The following is an 18,366-nucleotide window of genomic DNA, read 5'->3' on the forward strand; positions in this document are numbered from 1 at the left end:
AAGGACCCGAGAGATGGAACGCGAGCCGCTGATCAACCTGCTGCTGATCGAAGACGACCTGCGCCTGGCCCAGCTCACCCGCGAATACCTGGAGCGCAACGGGGTGGTCGTCACCCTGGAGGCCGACGGCGAACGGGGGTTGCAGCAGGCGCTGCGCCACCGCTTCGACGCGGTGCTGCTCGACCTGATGCTGCCCGGGCGCGACGGCATCTCGGTCTGCCAACGGCTGCGCGAGCATTCGGATGTCCCGGTGCTCATGATCACCGCCCGCGACGAGGAGGCCGACCGGGTCCTCGGCCTGGAGATCGGCGCCGACGACTACCTCCCCAAACCCTTCTCCCCCCGGGAGCTGCTCGCCCGCATTCGCGCCGCGGTGCGCCGCGCCCGCGGCCAGGCCGGGCCGCGCAGCGCCCTGGTGCGCATCGGCGACCTGGCACTCGATCCCGGCAGCCTGACGGCGACCCTGAACGGCGCCGCCCTCGATCTGACCAGCTACGAATTCGCCCTGCTGCAGGCCCTGGCCGAACGGGCCGGGCAGGTCCTCTCCCGCGAGCGGCTCATGGAGCTGGCCCGGGGCAACGCCGAGGAGGCCTTCGACCGCTCCATCGACGTCCACATCTCGCGGCTGCGGCACAAGCTCGGCGACGACCCGCGCAACCCGCAGCGCATCCGCACCGTGCGCGGCGCCGGCTACCAGTACCTGGCCGGGGGGCGCGAATGAGGCGGCCGCGACGGCGGCTGTTCTGGCGCATCTACCTCAACGGCCTGCTGCTGATCCTCGCCGCGACGGTGGCGGTGACCGCGACCGCCCTGTTGGTGCAGCCCGAATCGCGCTTCCACGGCCGCCCCGAGCGCCTGCACCAGCTGCTCGCCGCCGAACTGCAGCGGCATCTCGAGGCCCCCGCCGAACTCCAGGCCACCCTGGAGCGGTTCTGCGCCACGCTGCAGCGCAGCGGCGCCGTGTATCGCCGCGACGGCACCCGCCTGGCCGCGGCGGGGACCGCGCCGCCAGCCCCCCTCGCCGGGGAGGAGCTGCCCAGGATCGGCGGCTGGCACCCGCTGCGCCAGGCCGACCAGGGGTGGGTGTACGCCACCGCCGTCGGCCCCGGGGACGGCCCCTACCTGCTGCTGGCGGGGCCCGATTCGGGGGGCCTGCGCTTTGCCCTGGCCCTGGCCGCGGTGCTGCTGGTGGTGGCGCTGGTCTCCTGGCCCCTGGTGCGGGCCCTGGCCGGCCCGCTGGAGAGGCTCACCCGGACCTCCCGGGCCCTGGCCGCCGGCGACCTCTCCGCCCGCAGCGGGTTGGCCCGCCGCGACGAGGTGGGCGAACTGGCCCGCGCCCTCGACGAGATGGCCGGGCGCCTCGAGGAGCGCCTGCGCAGCGAGAAGGAGCTGCTCGCCAACATCTCCCACGAGATCCGCACCCCCCTGGCCCGGCTGCGGGTGGCCCTGGAGCTGTGCGAGGACTCCCCCGGCGACGCCGCCCAGACCCTGGAGCGGCTGCAGGGGATGGGGGCCGACCTGGCCGATTTGGAGCGGCTGGTGGACAACGTGCTGACCAGCGCCCGGCTCGATCTCGCCAGTGGCGGCCCGGCGGGCCTGCCGCTGCGGCCCCGGGAGGTTTCCCTGGGGCGGTTCTTCGCCGACACTGCCGCCCGCTTCGATCGCCATCACCCGGCCCGCTTTCTGGAGCTGCGACTTGCCCCGGAGCTGCCAGACGCGCAGTTCGACCCCGAGCTGGTCAACCGGGTCTGCGACAACCTGCTCGACAACGCCGTCAAGTACAGCCCCCCCGACCAGCCGGTGCGGCTGGATGCAACCCTGGCGGAGGGGGGGCTGCGGGTCGAGGTCAGCGACTTCGGCGAGGGGGTCCCCGAGGCGGACCTGCCGCGACTGTTCGAGCCCTTTTTCCGCAGCGACCGCAGCCGCTCCCGGCAGACCGGCGGCACCGGGCTGGGGCTGACCCTCTGCCGGCGCATCATCGAGGCCCACGGCGGCCGGATCGCCGCCAGCCCCAGACCGGCCAAGGGGATGACCTTCGGCTTCACCCTCCCCCTGCAAAGCGATCGACCGGAACCGTCCTAGCCGCGGCCACGACCCTGCCCGCGCCAGCCGGCACGCCCCTCCATCATTGTTTCCCCTGGCCAGACTTTCCCTGTCTGCGCTCCGTTCACAGGGTCGGTTCGGCCCGTATGGCTTGACCCTTTGCTAAGGGGTTACAACCCCGAACTCCACCCGGCTGGCGCCGGCGCCCTGCTCCTCGGGCGCCTTGAACACATCCTGGCGCTGCAGGAAGATCCGCTCCGGGGACAGTTTCCCCTCCTGGATGAGGTAGTTTCTCACCACCGTGGCCCGCCCCCAGGCCAGGGCGCGCATCTGCTCCTCGCCGGCCGGCAAGTGGGCCAGCAGCAGCTTCTCCATCTCCGCCGCCGGCAGCCCCTTGACCATGCCGAAGAAATTGCGCGGCTTGGGGAAATCGGCCTGCCGGTAGACCTGCTCGAGATAGTCCTCGTACTGCTCGGCGGGGACTTCCATCTGCTCGATGGTGCGTCCCCCCAGATCCGCCCCCGCGGCGGCCAGCTCGTTGTAGCGGGCGCTCTTCAGCAGATTCTGCAGGCGCTCCTTGCGGTAGGCCTCGGGGTCGCTCTGCGGGTCGGCAAAGCCGCTCACCTCCAGCTTGAGTGCCGGGCGCTTGTCGAGGATCTCGGCCAGATTGGTGAGCTTTTCCCGCTCCGGCGGAGCCAGGCGGGCGCTGCCCAGCGGGAAGCTGATGGTGCTGATGTCCTGCTGGCCGCCGCCGAGCATCGAGGCGAGCAGGGAGAAGGGGGCCGTGGCCGCCTTGACCACCAGGTTCTTGAGCAACTTCATCACCACCCCGAAAACGCTGAACTCGGGATCGTCGGTGCGCCCCGAGACCGGCAGGTCAAGATGGATCTCGCCGTTGCGGTCCTTCATCAGCGCCACCGCCAGCTTGACCGGAAGGCCGGTCGCCTGCTCGCTGGGCACCTTGTCGCCCAGGGTGAACTGGTCGAGAAAGACGTGGTTGGAGGAGTCGAGCCGCTGCTGCTCGATCAGGTAGCGCAGGTCGAGGGTGAGCTTGCCCCGCTCCACCGGGTAGCCGAGGTAGGTGGCCGTGTAGGGGGTCAAAGGGGAGAGCTCGATGTTCTGGAAGCTCACCTCCAACTCGGCGAAGAGCTCGCGGCCCAGCGGGTTGATGCGGCCGGTGATGGTCAGGGGGGACTGGTTTTCCAGGTTGCCCCGCAGGTCGACCTCGGCGCTGCTCTGCGGGTCGGAGGAGAGCCCGCTGACCCGCCCGCCGAGGTTGAGCATGCGGGTGGAAAAGCTGGGGGTGAGGTGGTTGTCGGCAAAATCGAGCACCCCGCCCTGCAGGGTGATGGCGTCGATACGCACCGGCGCCGGCTCGGTGGGAGGCGTCCTCTCCGGGGGCTCGCCGGCGGTCGGTGATACCGGCTCCTGCTGATAGAGCTGCTGCAGGTTGAGGCGGCCCTCCTCGTCGATGATGACCAGGGCCTGGTAGTTGCTGAGGGCGACCTCGGCGATGTCGAGCGTAAAAGGGGCCAGCTGCCCCTTGACCCCGTCGAGCTGGAGGCTCTCCCAGCTGAGCAGCTTCTGCCGATCGACGCCATCCAGACAAGAGAAGTTGCGGATGCCGAGCTGGCCCCCGAAATCCCCCCGCAACGCATCCTTCTGCCGGCGCAGGCCGAGATCGACCCTGGCGTCGAGGCTGCCGCCGGTCAACTCGACGAGCAGCTGCTCGGGGAGATAGGCGACGAAATCGGTGAGCGGGATGCGCCCCAGTTCGATCCGACCGCGAAAATCGAGGGGGGCGGGGACCACCTTGCCCGACGCCTTGAGCGAGCCGCCGCGGCCGTAGCGCGCCGCCAGCCGGAAGGGGCTCGCCGCGGGCCCGGGCCCGGAGAGCCCCTCCAGCGCAAGGCTGAGCCCGGTCATGTCGAAGGCCGGCTGTTTTGGCTGCATCGCGTCGCGAAAGTGAATCGCCAGCTCCTTGGCGTCGATGGCGCCGACGCGGTAGCCGAAGGGGGCGGGGGTCTCTGCGGCCTGAGGCTCCGGCGCCTTCTCGCCCGCCGGCGGGAGCAGGGCCAGCAGGGAGAGCTCGCCCTGGGCATCCCGGGAGAAGCGCAGCTCCCCGTCGGCCAGCGCCACCATCCCGATCTCCAGGCGCCGGGCCCCCAAATCAAGGGTGCCGCCTTGGACATCGAGCCGCCCCAGCCGCAGGCGGTCCCCCTCGGCCAGCGGGACCGCCAGCTCCCGCAGCTCGACCCCGAATCCTGCCAGCCGCAGCCCCTGCTTCGCGTCGACGCTCAGGGCCGGCGCCCCTTTTTGGTCGCCTCGCAAGGCCAAGTCGAGCCCACCCAGGGTGTAGGCCGGCTGCAGGGGCGGCAGCCGGTCGGTGAAGGCCACCGCCAGGCTGCCGGCGCTGATCGAGCCGATCCGCAGGCTGAAGGGGGCGCCCTCCGCCGGCGGCTTTGCCGGCGCGGGCTCGGCCGCCGGACGCGGCCGCAGCAGCACCGTGGGGGAGAAGACGCCCTGGGCGTCGCGGGAGAGGCGCAGTTCCCCGGCGCCGACCTCCACGGTTTCGACGTCGAAGCGCCGCGCCGCAAGATCGGCCGTCCCGCCGGCGAGGCGAACCCGCTTGAGGGTCAGGCCGTCGTCGCCGACGAAGGGGACGCTCAGCCCCTCCACCTGCAGAGCGGCATCGGCCACCCGCAGCCCCTCGGGGCGGCTCAGGGAGAGCTCGGCCGAGGCGCCAAGCAGTCCTTCGAGCGGGGCGCTGAGCGTGTCGGCCAGGTAGGGGTAGTAGGCCCGCAGCGGCGCCGCGGCCAGGTCGAGGGCGACCCGCAGGTTAAGGGGCTCGAGGGTCAGCGCGCCCTCGGCGCTCCCCTTCTCGCCCCGCCTGGAACGCAGCGCCAGGGTGAAACTCGCCGCCTCGCCCGGGGCCGTGGAGAACTTATCCACGGCGAGGTCGATGTGCTCGATTTCGCTCCTGAAGCCTCCCGGTGGCAGCCGGTCGTCGAAGTGGAATTTCCCCTCGAAGAGCCGCGCCTTTTCGATCCTCACCTGCAGAGGGGGCACGGGCGGCGCCTCGGGCTCCGCCACCAGCGGAGGCTCGGGACTGTTGCCGGCCAGGCGCGAATGGCTCCAGGCCCCGTTGCGGTCGCGGGAGAGCCAAACCTCCATGTCGTAGAGCATCAGCGAGGAGAGCGAAAGCTCGCGCTCGAGCACCCGCGAGGGGTCGATTTTGGCCATCACCAGGGGCAGAAAGAAGACCCGCTCGCCGGTGGCGTCGGGCAGCGTCAGCACCGACAGGGCGAGCTCGCCCCCCACCTTGAGCAGCGGCTTCTCGGTGGCACTGGCCAGGTAACTGATGCGCAGGTCGCTGGAGATGTTGGCGAACTCCACCCGGAAGGGGAGTTCGGTGGGCAGGTAGGCCAGGTAGTAGGGGGCCTCCAGCCGGTCCAGGGCAATCCGCACCGAGGCTTCCATCGCCTCGGCGAAGGGCTTGAGCTCGCCTTCGAGGAGAAAGGGCGCCCCGTTGACCAGGGCGCTCAGGGTCGGGGTGACGTACTGTTCTTCCAGGTGGGGGATGTTGCCGATAAAGGGGACGCTCAGCTCGAGGTCGCGAACGCGGTGAGACTTGGGCTCGGCCAGGGCCCGGTCGACGAAATCGAGGGAGCCCCCGCTGAGGCGGATGTTGTTGACCGAAAAGCGCGGCGGCTCACCGGCCTGCTCCTTATTCGGGGCGGGCGGTCCGCCCAGCTCGAGCAGGTCGGCGAAGTTGAAGCGGCTGTCCGCCTCGCGCACCAGGCGCAGCCGCGGGCCGACCAGTTCGACCTCGCGGAGGATCAGGGCGCGATCGAACAAGGAGCGGGAGCTGACATCGAGCAGCAGCCGCTCGAAGGCGGCGAACTCGGCAGCATCGCCCGCCTCGCTGAGGCCGACCCCGCGCAGCTCGATCCGCCAGGTCAGGGGGTTGATGCTCAACCCCTCGATGCGCAGGGTGCGCGCGGTATGCTCCGCCACCCACTGCGCCGCCTGGTGCCTGATCACCACCGGCAGCACGAAGGCCACGGCGCCGGCCAGCAGCACCAGCGCGACAAGCAGGCCGGCGGCGATCTTCAAGGGAAGTTTCGGGAGGTTCATGACTGATCCGATCTGCTGTCGAATATCCTCTCAAGCTTATCGGACCCGGCAACAATTTCCAGGGGTTCGGGCAAAACCGGCGAGGCGCCGGCCCGGGGCTCAGCCCTCCTCCAGGTAGATCTCGATCCGCTCCTTGCCCTTGCCGATGTTGTTGCGCTTGAGCCGCAAGGGGCCGACCTCCCCGGTACGACGGACGTGGGTGCCGCCGCAGGCGACCCGGGAGAAGCCCTCGATCTCCCAGAAGCGGCGCTCGTTCTCCTGGTCCTCGAAACCGGTGCGGATCGCCAGGTCGAGGCCGATAATCCGGTTGGCCTCGGCGGTGAAGTTCGCCAGCAGCGGGGAGATGCTCCGCTCCCAGGCGAAATCGATCCTGGCCTTGTCCTGGGCGATGTGCGCGCCGATCTTCTCGACCCCCTCGATCTCCCGGTAGACCAGCTCCAGCACCAGCTCGGCGGCAAAGTGCAGGCGCATCAGCCGATAGCGCCGCGCCCAGTCGATCTCCACCCGGACCTTCTGCCCGGGGACCAGCCCGTGGGCTTCCGGCAGGGTGTAGACGATCTCCAGCCCCTCCTTGCGCGCCGCGAGCACCGGAGCGCCGGCAATGGTCCCCCGGTCGCTCTCCTGCCCACCGGCGAAGGCGAAGAAGATGCTGGCATCGAGGGTGATTTCCGCCCCGTTCACCGAGCTGACCGCCGCCTCCAGGGCGGTTTGGTAGGGGTCGTTCCAGAATTCTTTTCGCGTCATGGGATTCCCTTTAGAAATGCCGCCCTCGGCGGCCTGAGGCTGCCCCCCGATGAATCCTCGGGTTGAGTTCTCCGCATACCTTACTCGTTTTCTTGCCCCGAAGAAATCCCCGGCATGATTGACAACCCGGCAGCCACCAGTATATTAAAGACCACTATTTAAAAACACTCATACCAAAGGAGTCAGCATGAATCGTCTCGTCCTTGTTCTCATGGCGGCATTGCCTTGTGTTCTGTTTTTGGGGTGCGGTTATTTCAGTGCCTCAGGCGAAGCCCCGCCGGCAGCCGGGGTGGAAACCATGCCAGCGGCTGAGGTCGCAGCTGCGCAACCGGAGGAGGCGGCCGCCGCGGTCGAGACAAAAGCTGCAGAGCCCCAACTGTTCGAGCCCGGAGCGTTCGAGGATCCCGAGGTCTGTTCGACCTGCCACGGCAAAATCTACGACGACTGGTCCCGTTCCATGCATGCCAATGCCTGGCAGAACCAGTGGTACCAGCCCGATTTTCTGCTCGCCCACCAGGAAACCGACGGCGCCACCGACCTGCTGTGCGGCGCCTGTCATGCGCCCATTGCGGCGCGCACCGGCCTGCTGCCCCCAGCCGACGGCAGCAAGTTCGATGCGACCTCGCGCCGGGGCATCTCCTGCGACTTCTGCCACACGGTAACCGGCGTGGAGCAGATGTTCAACATGGGGCACGTCTCCGAGCCGGGCAACGTGAAGACCGGCCCCCGCGGCGACGGCAATTCACTCTATCACGAGGTGAAATACACCGAGATCCACACCAAGGCCGATTTCTGCGGCTCCTGCCACATGGTCATCCATCCCGCCACCGGCGTGCACATCATCGACACCTGGGAAGACTGGAAAAGCAACGAGTACGGCAAGCAGAACATCACCTGCCAGGATTGTCACATGACCCCCACCCCCGGCGTCAGCAAGACCCCCGGCCGAGCCGCGCTGATGGGCAAGCTGCGGGATAATCTCGCCCACCACGGCTTTGTCGGCGGCAGCTCCTACATCCAGGAGGCGCTTGGCAACCAGGAGCAGGCGGAAAGGTCCCGGGAATTCCTGCGCGCCGCCGCCGAGCTCAAACTGGCCGAACAGGTCAGCGCGGACGGAACCCTCGAGCTGACCGTAGAGGTGCACAATGTCGGCGCCGGGCACAAGATTCCTACCGGCACCACCTACATCCGCGAGATATGGCTGCAGGTCGAGGTCAAAGACCAGGCCGGAAAGGTCGTCTACAGCTCGGGCCACGTCGACGACCAGAACCATGTCGACCCCAACGCGGTCGTCTTCCGGGTCCTCTTCAAGGATGCCGAGGGGAACCTGACGCCCAAGAGCTGGCGCGCCCACGGCATCGGTTATGACCGGCGCATCCCGGCCAAGGGCAAGGACAGCGAAACCTACCGCATCCCCCTGCCCGCCAAGGGCGAATACCAGGTCACGACACGCCTGATGTACCGCTCGTTCACGCAACAGTCACTGGATGAGGTTTACCAACGCACCGGCAAGAAACTGCCGCCGGTGGCCAGCGCCGAGATGGCTGCCGCGAAAACCACGGTCAGGTTCTAGACCGCCAGGTTCAGGGGTGTTGGAAGTTCGGATAAGCAAAGCCCTCCCGGTTCGGGGAGGGCTTTGCTTGTATTCGCGCAGGACTTGAATTTGGGGAGGGAGGGGGATTTTACCTGGACGTCTGGTCACATTCTACACAGGCGAAGGGCACGAAGAGAAGAAACTGGATCAATTTCGCCCTCCACGGTTGACTTGGTTAGACCCCAGGTTTTATCTCTGTTCAATGAGCTCAACAGATATAGTCTCGGGGCTAAAATCCTGCTCGTTGGGCCAGACCACCCCGCCGTAAGCCGCTTTGACCTGTTTAAAATAGGAAGGATTTTTGAGCTCTTTAAAAATACCTCGTTCCAGGTAGGGGCCAACATCGAAAGTTCCTTTACGACCGTCGGAAAGCTCGACCAATAGGGTGTTAGGGCTGTTGGGGATGGCACTGATGACTTTGATCATGGTTTGATCCTTTTCTGGCTTTACCGGAGAATTTTAGAAACACAGCTCCGATTCGAATTAATTAATGTTGCACGTTGCCGCGTTGTTTTTTTACGGAAAGAGCCAGAACCATAACGCATCCTGCCGAGATGGCGATATCGGCGACATTGAATACCCCGGTGCGTAAGGGGCCGATCCCCATGTTCATGAAGTCGATCACTCTGCCGTCGTTGCATATGCGGTCAATCAGGTTGCCGATCCCCCCGCTGAAAACTAGGGAAATGCCCACAACACCCGCCATCGCCATGTTTTTACTGGCAATGAGGTATGTCAGCAGGCCCACCAGAAGGATGCCCACGAAGACGGTGAAAACCCAATACCGCAGATGATCAGGCGTGCCCGCGCCCAGGCCCAGGAAAGCGCCGGGATTTTCGGCGTACTGGAGGCGGAATACGTCGCTCAGGAAACTGATCGGTTCCGAGCCCGCCAAGGTTTTTCTGGCGATGGTTTTGGTCGTCTGGTCACATCCCACACAGGCGAAGAGCACGAAGAGAAAAAGCGGGATCTTTTGCCATTTTCATTTCTGATGCCATCTGCCCTTATAGGCTTGATTTTGGTGCTGAAAATTGACCCATGGGTCCTAATCGGGCTCAAAATACTGGCTCTTTTTATGTATTTTCAGTCAGTTAACTTGATCCGACCCTGCACTTTTGCTGAGCATGGGTCCAAACCGGGGGGAAATTACTGGTGATTTTCGTGTATTTTCGGGCAGTTGACTTGGTCCGACCCGGTCCCCTACCCACATCTCTACAACCTTGACATCGCCTTAAAATGATCAGAGTATCCTGTCTTTTCAAACACTAGTCTTAGTCCGTCCTTGAAGATCTCGTAGTTGAATTCTTTCATGTCAATTATATTTTGACCAAGAGAATGAGATTCACGATTAACATAACGGCAAAACGCCTGAAACTTCATATCCTTAAGTTCAGGCATCTGAAACACGTTATTGAGATCTTTTCGTCTTACAAAATTGAAAAAGTATTCCACAATGTTTCGCATGCAGTTTGCGATAAGGGCCGGCGGTTGCGTCGTGTCATTAACCACTGACCAGTACGCTTGATAGTCATTTTGAATCTCTTCGTATGTCATTTCTTGTATGTCGCTACCGGTTGCTGACTTAGAGATTCGAAAAAGTTTTTGATTTTCCTTCCGGCGCTCATGGTTGGGATCGGTGAGTTCATAGAAAAAATACAAACTATGCGTCAAAACAAATACTTGACTGAAACGCTCAGACTTAAAAAATACGGTTCTTATTAGTTGCCCTACATTGAATATAAAGACGTGAGATAGGCTGGATATTGGGTCATCAATCACTACGATTCGTCTAGCGTGTGTATCCTCGGTGCTAACCCTGCCCTTGCACAGTTCACAGAAGTATAAGAAGCTAATCATCATTTTTTCGCCTTCACTCAGTGAATGGAAGGCATCCCCAGATTCGCCCGATCTAACAACACGATATAGGCGGTCTGAGTGCTTCTTTATCATGAAGTCATCAATGCCAAGATCAAGAAGTCCAGCATTAATTGATGATACAGCATCGTCAACATTGACTGTCTCTTTTTGAGCACTTGCAATCAAACCCTTCGCTGAGGAGATTTCAGTGTAAATTTGACTGATCTCACCTTCAAAAGCCATAATACTTTTGTTCGCCTCTTGGCGGTCTTTATCGAGACGAGAGAGGGTTTGGTCATACTGCCAACGCATCATCGACCAAAATTCGGCCTTGAGAATCTCCAATGAATTCTTTGAATTTTTGAGTCGGTCGTTGTAAGTCAGAATTGCGGCATTAATGCTTCTGACCTCGTCATTGAAAGCAGAAATTTTCGCGGTAGAATCAAACAGGGCTTGAGGTGCTTTTGGGTTTCTTATTTTCTGCTCGATAGCGATTGCGTTGCTGCCAAGTGTAGCTAATAGCTCTTGGTGCCTGGTCGTAAGTGTAGCAATGCTCTCCTTTGCGAAAGGGTGCCCCAGGTAAGTGTTGAGATCCTGTAATTCATTTCGTGCTTCAAGGTATTTTTTTTTAAGACCTTCAAGTGTGTCGATGTCTGCTTGGTACGTTTCATCGAAGTAATTTATTATACTATTGATAACCTCTGAAGTGATCGTTTTTTCTTGGCAAAAGGGACAGGGGTGACTAGTCTCTCCTATGTTTTCCGGGAGATACTCGAGGCCCTGCTTTACCCAATCGGCATTGCCAAGCTTGTCTATAAGTGCAGCAACCCCACTATCATCGTTACCAACTATAGGTTTGACGAGAATGGGATGCGATTCGACATCATGAGCGACGAACGCGAGTTCTGGAAGAATTTCTTGAGGTTGGGCAGAATCCCCCCTCAGACCTTCGACTTCGTCTCGAATAGCCTTGACTGACTTTCCCGGTTCACTTTCGGGCTTGGCAATAGCCACCAAGTGGGAAAAGAGTCTATCTTTTTGCCCTTTCAAGCCATCGAAACAATACTCAAGGACGCGGTCACCTCCTGAATAGGTTGCTTTAATTCTCCAAACCTCGTCTACCGCCTTCTGTTTCTGACCTTCAAACGCCTGCGACACCTTCTGCTTCTCTATCTGCTTGGTATTTAAACGGATCTCCGCTTCTTCAAGGGTAGCGCTAGCCTTTTTGATTTTTTCTTCGGCAGCTCTGTTCTCTTTCGAAAGACTGAAAATTCCCCTTAGGCTGTCGGCAACAAAAAAATTGTCACGGATGAATTTTTGGTTGTAAACCAATATTGGGTCGGAATTCTCCTGAATCTTTCGGCACTTGGTAAAGTTTTCTCCTGCCTGGCCATATAGGTAGTTAGAAATAGTTGATTTGCCCGTGCCGTTCAGGCCGTAGATCAAGTTGATCTTTTTATCTGTTTTCAGCGAAGTAGCATGCTTAAAGCTTGCAACCCCATCCATTTGAAGTTCAGTTATCATGATTGGCCACCCTCGAATTCAATGCACATAACGAATTGCTATAACTGGCGACGCCGTACCGGCACCAATTGATAGAAGCTCTTTCGGGAAGCACCTCTGTATTGTCCGGTTAATTGGCGTGATACTTGTATTATTTCCCAATAATTACTTCTGGGTCACTGGCCGCCTCAATAAAAGCACGACCAGTGTTTGTTAAAACCCATTTTCCAGAAGTTTTTTGAATAAGATTAAGATTGCTTAGGTGCTCAGCAGTGAAATCGGTTGGTTCGTCTGGGATGCTAAATTCAATTCCTGCAACTGCAAGCTTAATTGATTTAATAAATAGGGTTGCCTGTTCTTTTATAGATTTATCAGAACTTTCTTCTGCTATTTTGGCCAAACGCTTCGCGTCCTTTGCATCCATCCGTTTTAAAATATTTATAAAATCTGGATGGACAGATCCACCAATAATTTCCTGAGCTATTAGATTGGCCCAAAGTTCTTTTATTATTTCATCTGTTTCATACGATGAACACTCTATTACATTAATTAATATATTAATTTTTGGCTTATTTTCAACAGTCTTTTTTGTGTTTTTTACTTTTTCATTTGCCTTTTTAAAATGCTGACTAACAATAATTTTTTCAGATTCAACTAAACGCTCAAATTTGGCGTCTATCAATCGACCTAATCCACTTGCTGTAGAAGTTATTGGAGAAATGCAATCTTTAAAGGTTGTGCATGCGGTGTCAACAATTTGAACCCATGCTTTTTGAGGGATTGCCTTTGCTAACTTTCCGACACCGTCTATATCAAGCCCCTCTTCTGTCATAAACATTTGTCCTTTTATTGATTTTTCCCAACGAAGTTAGACAGAATCACGAATATCAAATGCGGCAACGTGTTCTGATATGTGATACACAACATTCCGCGCAGCATGTGAACCCACTCCTTAATCCTTCCCAATAAAGCTACATATTGAAAAAGCGGCCCCATAATGTCAAGCGGAAATCAAACGAAGGCTCACATCCCCCCAAAAAAACCAAGGGCAGGCACACAGGCCTGCCCCTACAAAACGGTCGGTTTCGGATATTCTGTTTCTGTCTTGTGAACTAACCGACTCCCACCTCAGAAAAACTCCCGCAAACTCTCATCAATCCCCATCAGCATCTGGTACCAGAACTCCCGCGCCGCTTCGTACTTGTCCGCGGCGAATTTGTCCAGCCACTCCGCCAGGCGCGGATCGTCGACCTTGTCCACCTCGAGCTTGCGCTTGAGGAAGCTCAGCAGGTAGTCGACGTTGCGCTCGGACTCCCAGAAAATCGGGCTGTTGCGGCTGCTGATGCGGCTGGCGAGCACGTCGACGGCGCGCAGGAACCGCTCCTTGCTGTCGTAGAGCGAGCCCATGACCTCGGGGAGCATCTCTTCGGCCCAGCCGCGGTGGAAGCGGCAGGTGCCGAGGTTGTCGAGCAGCAGCTCCTTCTTCATCCGCTCGGCGCACATCCGCCCCAGGGTGCGGGGCGGGACGAAGTCGAAACTGTAGATCATGTAGTACTTGCCCATGATCGCCATCGGGGCGAGCACCCCGGCGACCCAGTACTGGTTGGGGACCATCCAGCCGCGCCGGTTGTGGGCGGTGTAGACCAGCCGGTCGTGCAGCGCGGTCCCCTTCCGGCGCGAGTGGATGCGGCTCCACTTGCGCACCCCTTCGCGAAAATCGAGGATCCCCCGCTTCTCGAGGATGGCGTCGATCAGCTCGCAGCCCAACTCGGCGTTGTGCGCCGAGTCCTGCTCGAGGTCGAAACCCTGCACCTGCCAGCGGGGCATGCGGGTGACGCCCAGCTCCTGGGGGGAGAGGACCTTTTCGTCGAGCAGGTCCATCAGCCAGGCCAGCACGCCGCCGCCGGAGATGGCGTCGAAACCCATGGCGTCGCAGTGGTGGTTGAGCTTTTCGGCGGCCCGCTGGTCGAAGATGCCGCACAGCGGCCCCAGGGTCTGGTAGGGCTCGTAGTCCTTCTTGTAGATGCCGTGCATCTTCTTGCACACCGCCACGCAGGGTTCGCCACAGGTGGCCTGCTGGCGGGGCTTGATGGTCTCGTCGTTGAACTGCTTGAGGTAGTGCGCGACGATGAAATCCCGGTGCAGCGCCAGGCGCTCTTCTTCGCGCCAGGCGTTGCTGCGGTAGTTGAAGGCCATAACGCGCCCGCCGACCGAGGCGTAGTTGACGCCGAAGGTGCCGCCGGTATCGAACTTTTCGTCGAAGCGGTACTTGCTGGTCACCTCAAGGTCCTTTTTCATCAGGCGCTGGTTGTACTTGTTCTGGAACCACTCGTCGGCCACCTTGCGGTCGCGAAAGTCCTCCTCGACCAGGGTGCCGCCGTAGATGATGGCCACGATGCCGTGGTTCTGCACCAGGGCGCTGCCGAAGCCGCCGCGCCCGGCCCAGGTGTCGACGTAGCTGATCTTGCCCTTGTTGATCGGCACCGACATGATGCCGCCCATGTCGGTGTGCAGGGCCGCGGGGCCGGTGACCAGGATCCGCGGGTCGTTGGCGTAGCGGCCGCCGAACTGCTCGTAGACCCGGTCGGTGAGGGAGTAGACCCCGGTGCGCCCGGTGCGCCAGATCCCCTGGGCATCGACGGGGACCAGGTCGACCTCGATCTCTTCGCCGTGGTTGCGGTTGAGCACCAGCACCGAGGGGGACGGCGCCCTGCCCACCAGGCTGAGCATGTTGATCCCCAGGTTGTTGAACACCAGTCCCGCGCCCCCCATGGAGCTGATGTAGTTGCCCTGCCAGCAGGGGGAAAAGCCGGTCACTACCAGGCGGTTGGAGCCCGGCAGGATCGAGCCGGCGAAGGGGCCGACGCCGAAGTTGAGGCTGCGGTACTTCTCGGCCATGTGCATGCCCAGATCCACCGGCCCGAAATAACGGTCGAACCCGTATTTTTTCGTCTTGTAGAAACCGCTCCCGGCATCGACCAGAAGTACCCGCTGAAACATGTTCAAGAATCACCTCGTGCGTGGAAGTTTATTGGCGGACTTCCCCCCTCGCTCTATCAGCTATCAAGGATACCAATAAAAACACCCCAGCCGGGGAGTTCAGGGGAAAAAACTTGCGGAAAGAAGACCATGGGACCTTTCCGGAGAATGGCGCCCCGAACCAGCCGGCAACAAAAAAGCCCCTCCGAAACCGGAAGGGCCATGCTCTGTCTTTGTTTGGTTTTGTCTCTGCCGCCGGCGCAGCGAGCTACCAGCTGCGCACCTTGCCGGTGTCGACGTGGACGAAGCCCGATTTGGGGTAGTAGCCGACGCCGCCGACCTTGAGGCCGAGCGCGGCCTTGCGCAGGATGCCCAGATCGCGCCCCGGCAGGGAGATGTCGGCGGCCTTGCCTTCCATGTGCAGGCTGTGCTTGGCCACCCCCGAGCTGGCCTTGCGCAGCTGGGCGTTGGTTTCCGGCGAGCGGTAGCCGGAGATGATGTGCACCGGGTCTTTCTCTTCGAGCCGTCGCCGCAGGGCGAACAGCAGGTCGCAGAGGCGGGGGTCGATTTTCTTGACCTTGTTGGAGCGATGGTCCCGCAGCAGGTGATTGATCTCGGCGAGGGTTTCCGGGACGTAGACCCCTTCGGCCCAATAGACTGCTTTTCTGAGGGTTTCCCCGGTATGGATATTATAGAGAGATAAGGTTCGTTCGGGGAGCTTGAATTCCGGCAGGCGCGCCCAGGTGGTGACCGGCAGGGCCAGACCCGCCGCTGCCGCCAGGCCGAGCTTCAAAAACCGCCGGCGGTCGCAGGGGCTGCTTTTCAGGTTTTCCATTCCATTTTCATAAGGCATGCAAAGATCGCCTCCTGTCCTGATTTTTTTAGAACACGACAGGTTCCGCGCGACTTTAGTACAAACTTCATGCCGGTGTCAATCAAGTAGCGACCGACGAAGGTTAGCCTTGATTCACATGACCGTTTTTGGGTCGGTTTTCAGGGCCGGAGAGCGACGACCGGTGGGTCTTGGGGGACAGGGCAGAGGTGTCGGTTTGTTGGCAGATGCAGACACCTGCCGCCAATTGGTGCCCTTTTGCGTTCGCCGGGCCCGGGATATGGCCGGGGCAAACCGCTTAGTTGTGCCGCGGGGCAGCGACCTCCTCCCGGGATTGGCGCCTGCCGAGGGGCGCGGCGGGCAGCCGCTGGTAGTGGGCGGTGATATCCTCGAGAATCCGCGTCGATTCCTTGATCTGGCGAATGATCTCCTTGAAGGCGTGGTTTTCCCAGTCGCACTGGGCGTCGAGATTGATCCGCTGGGGGTTTTTCTTGGTGGTCATGGAGCGGTTGCGCCCGTCGGAAACCAGGAAAATCCAGGCATCGGCGAATTCGTCCTCGACGATCGACTCGGCCGGCAGCCGGGCCCCCTCGACCAGCAGCACCTTGGCGCCGAACAGGTCGGCCACCCGCTGGATCGCCTCGCGGTGCCGCGCCACCAGCTGATAGGAGCGGGCAGCATCGGTGATATCGATAAATATCGCGACCTTGGCGGAACCCAACCTTCCATAATCGACCAGCGCCTGGGAACGGATCATGAGCGGACACCCCTTTTTTAGCGTATTCTCACCCGACGAAGTTTACATACTAGCCGGATATTTTCAGGACGCAAGGCGCCGGGGTACTTTTTGGGCAGGGGCAAGGAACAGGCGGGCGTTCATGGGAAGGCGGGGGCCACAGCCCCCGCCAGTGGAAGGGATTGCCTCAAAAGGAATTGATCCGCCGGATGAAGGCCTTGAGCAGGCCGTAGCTGCGGTGGCTGAATTCAAAGCTCAGCCGGGGCAGGTGCAGCAGATCGGGCTGGTCCTTCTCCTCGGGGTAGGGGCCGGTCTGGTGCAGCGAGTTGCCCGGAACGATGATCTCGCTGAACTCGCTCTCCAGGGTCCGGATCTGCTCGGTGGCCAGCGGCTTGTTGAGCCGGATCACCAGTGTTTCGCCGATAAAGCGGCTGGAGTGGTAGACCCGGTAGAACTGGTCGATGATCTCCACCGCCTCGGCGGGGTCGCGGGTGATGGAGAACAGGCTGAAGTCCTCGCCGGAGATGAGCCCCTTCTTCAGCAGGGTCTTGCGCACGAACTCGAACCAGACCTCCCAGTAATCGCCCTTGTCGTCGTCGATGAGCACCACGGGGATCGGCGGGTTCTTGCCGGTCTGGATCAGGGTCAGCGCCTCCATGGCCTCGTCGAGGGTGCCGAAGCCCCCGGGGAACAGGGCGATGGCGTGCGCCTCCTTGAGAAAGGCGACCTTGCGGTTGAAGAAGTACTTGTAGGTGATGACCCGGTCGCTCTGCGACATGACCGGGTTGGTCTCCTGCTCGAAAGGAAGGCGGATGTTGACGGCGAAGGAGTTCTCCTCGCCCGCCCCCTCGTTACCGGCCTGCATGATACCGCCTCCGCCGCCGGTGATGGCCATGTAGCCGCGCTCGGCGAGCATGCGTGAGAAACCCACGCACTTCTGGTAGATCGGCTCGCTGGGCTCGGTGCGCGCCGAACCGAAGATGGTCACTTTCTTGCGCTGGCGGTAGGGGCCGAAGACCTTGTTGGTGTAGCGCATCTCCTTCATGGTGGTGCGCATCAGCTTGAGGTCGGCCAGGTAGTCGTTCTCCTGCCCGGCCTTGAGGGCGCTGAGGATCATCTCCCGCACGATGGCCGGGTGATGGACGCCAACCTTCTCCATAAGCGCGTCGATCAGGGGATCGATCTCGGTGTTGGTCCGGGTGAAATGCAATTCCATGGACAATAGTTCTCCTCCAGAGAAATCAACCCTCCCCCGGATTTTCTACCGGGCGGAAAGGGCTTTGATTATACCACGCCCGGGTCAGATCCGGTCGAGAAAAGCCCGCTCGCCGAGGCGCTCGGCGCGGATCAGAAAACCGCGCAGGCTCGAGCCCGCGTAGCGCTTGTCGAAGGCCAGGTAGAGGGCCCGCAGCCGCTTCTCCAGCCGGTAGAAGGTGTCGCGCTCGGCGGGGGCGAGGCGCTCTTCGACCTGCTCGCAGATGAAGGTCACGCAGTTGAAGGGGCGCCGCCCCACTTCGAGCCGGCAGCCGGCGGGACCGAGAAACGGGCAGGTGGAGGAAAAATCGGGGTCGGGGACCGCCTCGCCGGCCAGCAGAAAGTCCAGCAGGTTGGCCAGGGTCAAATGGTGGGTGCCCCGCTCGCAGCAGGCCCCCCGGCAGAGCCGGCAGAGTTCGTCGCCGCCGGCCTTTTCGAAAAAGGCGTGCAGCTGCCGCTGCAGCTGCGCGATCTCGGTCAGCCGCCCGGCGATCCACTCGCGCTCGGCCGGGGACAGCGCCTCGACCTCGCGGCGCAGGCGCGCCAGCGATTGCTGCCACAGGTTTTGCAGTTGCTGTTGGTTTTCCATTCGCTGTAAAAACAAGCGGCACCTCCCCGGAGGGTGTGCCGCTGCCTTTTGGAATGCGTTAGGGACGGCCCCCTGCGGCGCCCAGGGCAGGCACGCAG

The 18,366-nt window shown here is 61.3% G+C and carries 14 protein-coding genes; 3 read left to right on the top strand and 11 right to left on the bottom strand.

The genetic code is table 11. The annotated features are described in order from the left end of the window. The first annotated feature begins 13 nt into the window (after positions 1–13). Positions 14–721: a response regulator gene (locus DESUT3_RS17945; protein WP_221249853.1), complete on the top strand. Its 708-nt coding sequence runs from the start codon at positions 14–16 to the stop codon at positions 719–721. Then, a complete protein-coding gene (locus DESUT3_RS17950) occupies positions 718–2,082 on the top strand; it encodes a HAMP domain-containing sensor histidine kinase (protein ID WP_221249854.1) in 1,365 nt (454 codons plus the stop codon). Before DESUT3_RS17945 ends, DESUT3_RS17950 begins: the two co-directional genes overlap by 4 nt. A gap of 123 nt (positions 2,083–2,205) precedes the next feature. On the opposite strand, the gene DESUT3_RS17955 is transcribed toward DESUT3_RS17950, so the two are convergent. Next, positions 2,206–6,180 (bottom strand): DUF748 domain-containing protein, encoded by a 3,975-nt coding sequence (locus DESUT3_RS17955; RefSeq protein WP_221249855.1) that lies wholly within the window; start codon positions 6,178–6,180, stop codon positions 2,206–2,208. Positions 6,181–6,279: 99 nt separating this feature from the next. Then, positions 6,280–6,924 (bottom strand): alanyl-tRNA editing protein, encoded by a 645-nt coding sequence (locus DESUT3_RS17960; RefSeq protein ID WP_221249856.1) that lies wholly within the window; start codon positions 6,922–6,924, stop codon positions 6,280–6,282. A gap of 187 nt (positions 6,925–7,111) precedes the next feature. Here DESUT3_RS17960 and DESUT3_RS17965 point away from each other — a divergent pair, with 187 nt between their 5' ends. Further along, positions 7,112–8,497, top strand: a complete 1,386-nt coding sequence (locus DESUT3_RS17965; RefSeq protein WP_221249857.1) for a cytochrome c family protein — start codon at positions 7,112–7,114, stop codon at positions 8,495–8,497. Positions 8,498–8,707: 210 nt separating this feature from the next. Here DESUT3_RS17965 and DESUT3_RS17970 read toward each other — a convergent pair whose 3' ends face one another. From DESUT3_RS17970 to DESUT3_RS18010, 9 genes are all read right to left on the bottom strand, one after another. Further along, positions 8,708–8,944, bottom strand: coding sequence for a DUF2442 domain-containing protein (locus DESUT3_RS17970; RefSeq protein ID WP_221249858.1), 237 nt, complete (start codon positions 8,942–8,944; stop codon positions 8,708–8,710). Between the two features lie 61 nt (positions 8,945–9,005). Further along, entirely contained in the window at positions 9,006–9,488 is a 483-nt protein-coding gene (gene lspA, locus DESUT3_RS17975; RefSeq protein ID WP_225911718.1) for a signal peptidase II, read from the bottom strand. 242 nt (positions 9,489–9,730) lie between these two features. Beyond that, complete coding sequence (locus DESUT3_RS17980; protein ID WP_221249860.1) at positions 9,731–11,899, bottom strand: AAA family ATPase; 2,169 nt, start codon at positions 11,897–11,899, stop codon at positions 9,731–9,733. 130 nt (positions 11,900–12,029) lie between these two features. Beyond that, positions 12,030–12,710 carry an Abi-alpha family protein gene (locus DESUT3_RS17985; protein WP_221249861.1) on the bottom strand — a complete coding sequence of 227 codons (681 nt, stop codon included), beginning with the start codon at positions 12,708–12,710 and terminating at the stop codon, positions 12,030–12,032. 296 nt (positions 12,711–13,006) lie between these two features. Further along, positions 13,007–14,878 carry an aldehyde ferredoxin oxidoreductase C-terminal domain-containing protein gene (locus DESUT3_RS17990; protein ID WP_221249862.1) on the bottom strand — a complete coding sequence of 624 codons (1,872 nt, stop codon included), beginning with the start codon at positions 14,876–14,878 and terminating at the stop codon, positions 13,007–13,009. Positions 14,879–15,125: 247 nt separating this feature from the next. Continuing rightward, a complete protein-coding gene (locus tag DESUT3_RS17995; protein ID WP_221249863.1) occupies positions 15,126–15,692 on the bottom strand; it encodes a YcbK family protein in 567 nt (188 codons plus the stop codon). A 295-nt stretch (positions 15,693–15,987) separates the two neighbouring features. Continuing rightward, on the bottom strand, positions 15,988–16,446 hold the full coding sequence (locus tag DESUT3_RS18000) for a hypothetical protein (RefSeq protein ID WP_221249864.1): 459 nt from the start codon (positions 16,444–16,446) through the stop codon (positions 15,988–15,990). Between the two features lie 166 nt (positions 16,447–16,612). Beyond that, positions 16,613–17,641 carry an LOG family protein gene (locus tag DESUT3_RS18005; protein WP_221249865.1) on the bottom strand — a complete coding sequence of 343 codons (1,029 nt, stop codon included), beginning with the start codon at positions 17,639–17,641 and terminating at the stop codon, positions 16,613–16,615. 84 nt (positions 17,642–17,725) lie between these two features. Next, positions 17,726–18,283 (bottom strand): hypothetical protein, encoded by a 558-nt coding sequence (locus DESUT3_RS18010; protein WP_221249866.1) that lies wholly within the window; start codon positions 18,281–18,283, stop codon positions 17,726–17,728. Positions 18,284–18,366 lie beyond the last annotated feature (83 nt).

The organism is Desulfuromonas versatilis (assembly GCF_019704135.1).
GTDB lineage: Bacteria > Desulfobacterota > Desulfuromonadia > Desulfuromonadales > NIT-T3 > Desulfuromonas_A > Desulfuromonas_A versatilis.

Coding starts and splice junctions, on each gene's coding strand:
- DESUT3_RS17945 (WP_221249853.1), top strand. CDS start 14: ATGGAACGCGAGCCGCTGATCAACCTGCTGCTGATCGAAGACGACCTG.
- DESUT3_RS17950 (WP_221249854.1), top strand. CDS start 718: ATGAGGCGGCCGCGACGGCGGCTGTTCTGGCGCATCTACCTCAACGGC.
- DESUT3_RS17955 (WP_221249855.1), bottom strand. CDS start 6,180: ATGAACCTCCCGAAACTTCCCTTGAAGATCGCCGCCGGCCTGCTTGTC.
- DESUT3_RS17960 (WP_221249856.1), bottom strand. CDS start 6,924: ATGACGCGAAAAGAATTCTGGAACGACCCCTACCAAACCGCCCTGGAG.
- DESUT3_RS17965 (WP_221249857.1), top strand. CDS start 7,112: ATGAATCGTCTCGTCCTTGTTCTCATGGCGGCATTGCCTTGTGTTCTG.
- DESUT3_RS17970 (WP_221249858.1), bottom strand. CDS start 8,944: ATGATCAAAGTCATCAGTGCCATCCCCAACAGCCCTAACACCCTATTG.
- DESUT3_RS17980 (WP_221249860.1), bottom strand. CDS start 11,899: ATGATAACTGAACTTCAAATGGATGGGGTTGCAAGCTTTAAGCATGCT.
- DESUT3_RS17985 (WP_221249861.1), bottom strand. CDS start 12,710: ATGACAGAAGAGGGGCTTGATATAGACGGTGTCGGAAAGTTAGCAAAG.
- DESUT3_RS17990 (WP_221249862.1), bottom strand. CDS start 14,878: ATGTTTCAGCGGGTACTTCTGGTCGATGCCGGGAGCGGTTTCTACAAG.
- DESUT3_RS17995 (WP_221249863.1), bottom strand. CDS start 15,692: ATGGAAAACCTGAAAAGCAGCCCCTGCGACCGCCGGCGGTTTTTGAAG.
- DESUT3_RS18000 (WP_221249864.1), bottom strand. CDS start 16,446: ATGATCCGTTCCCAGGCGCTGGTCGATTATGGAAGGTTGGGTTCCGCC.
- DESUT3_RS18005 (WP_221249865.1), bottom strand. CDS start 17,641: ATGGAATTGCATTTCACCCGGACCAACACCGAGATCGATCCCCTGATC.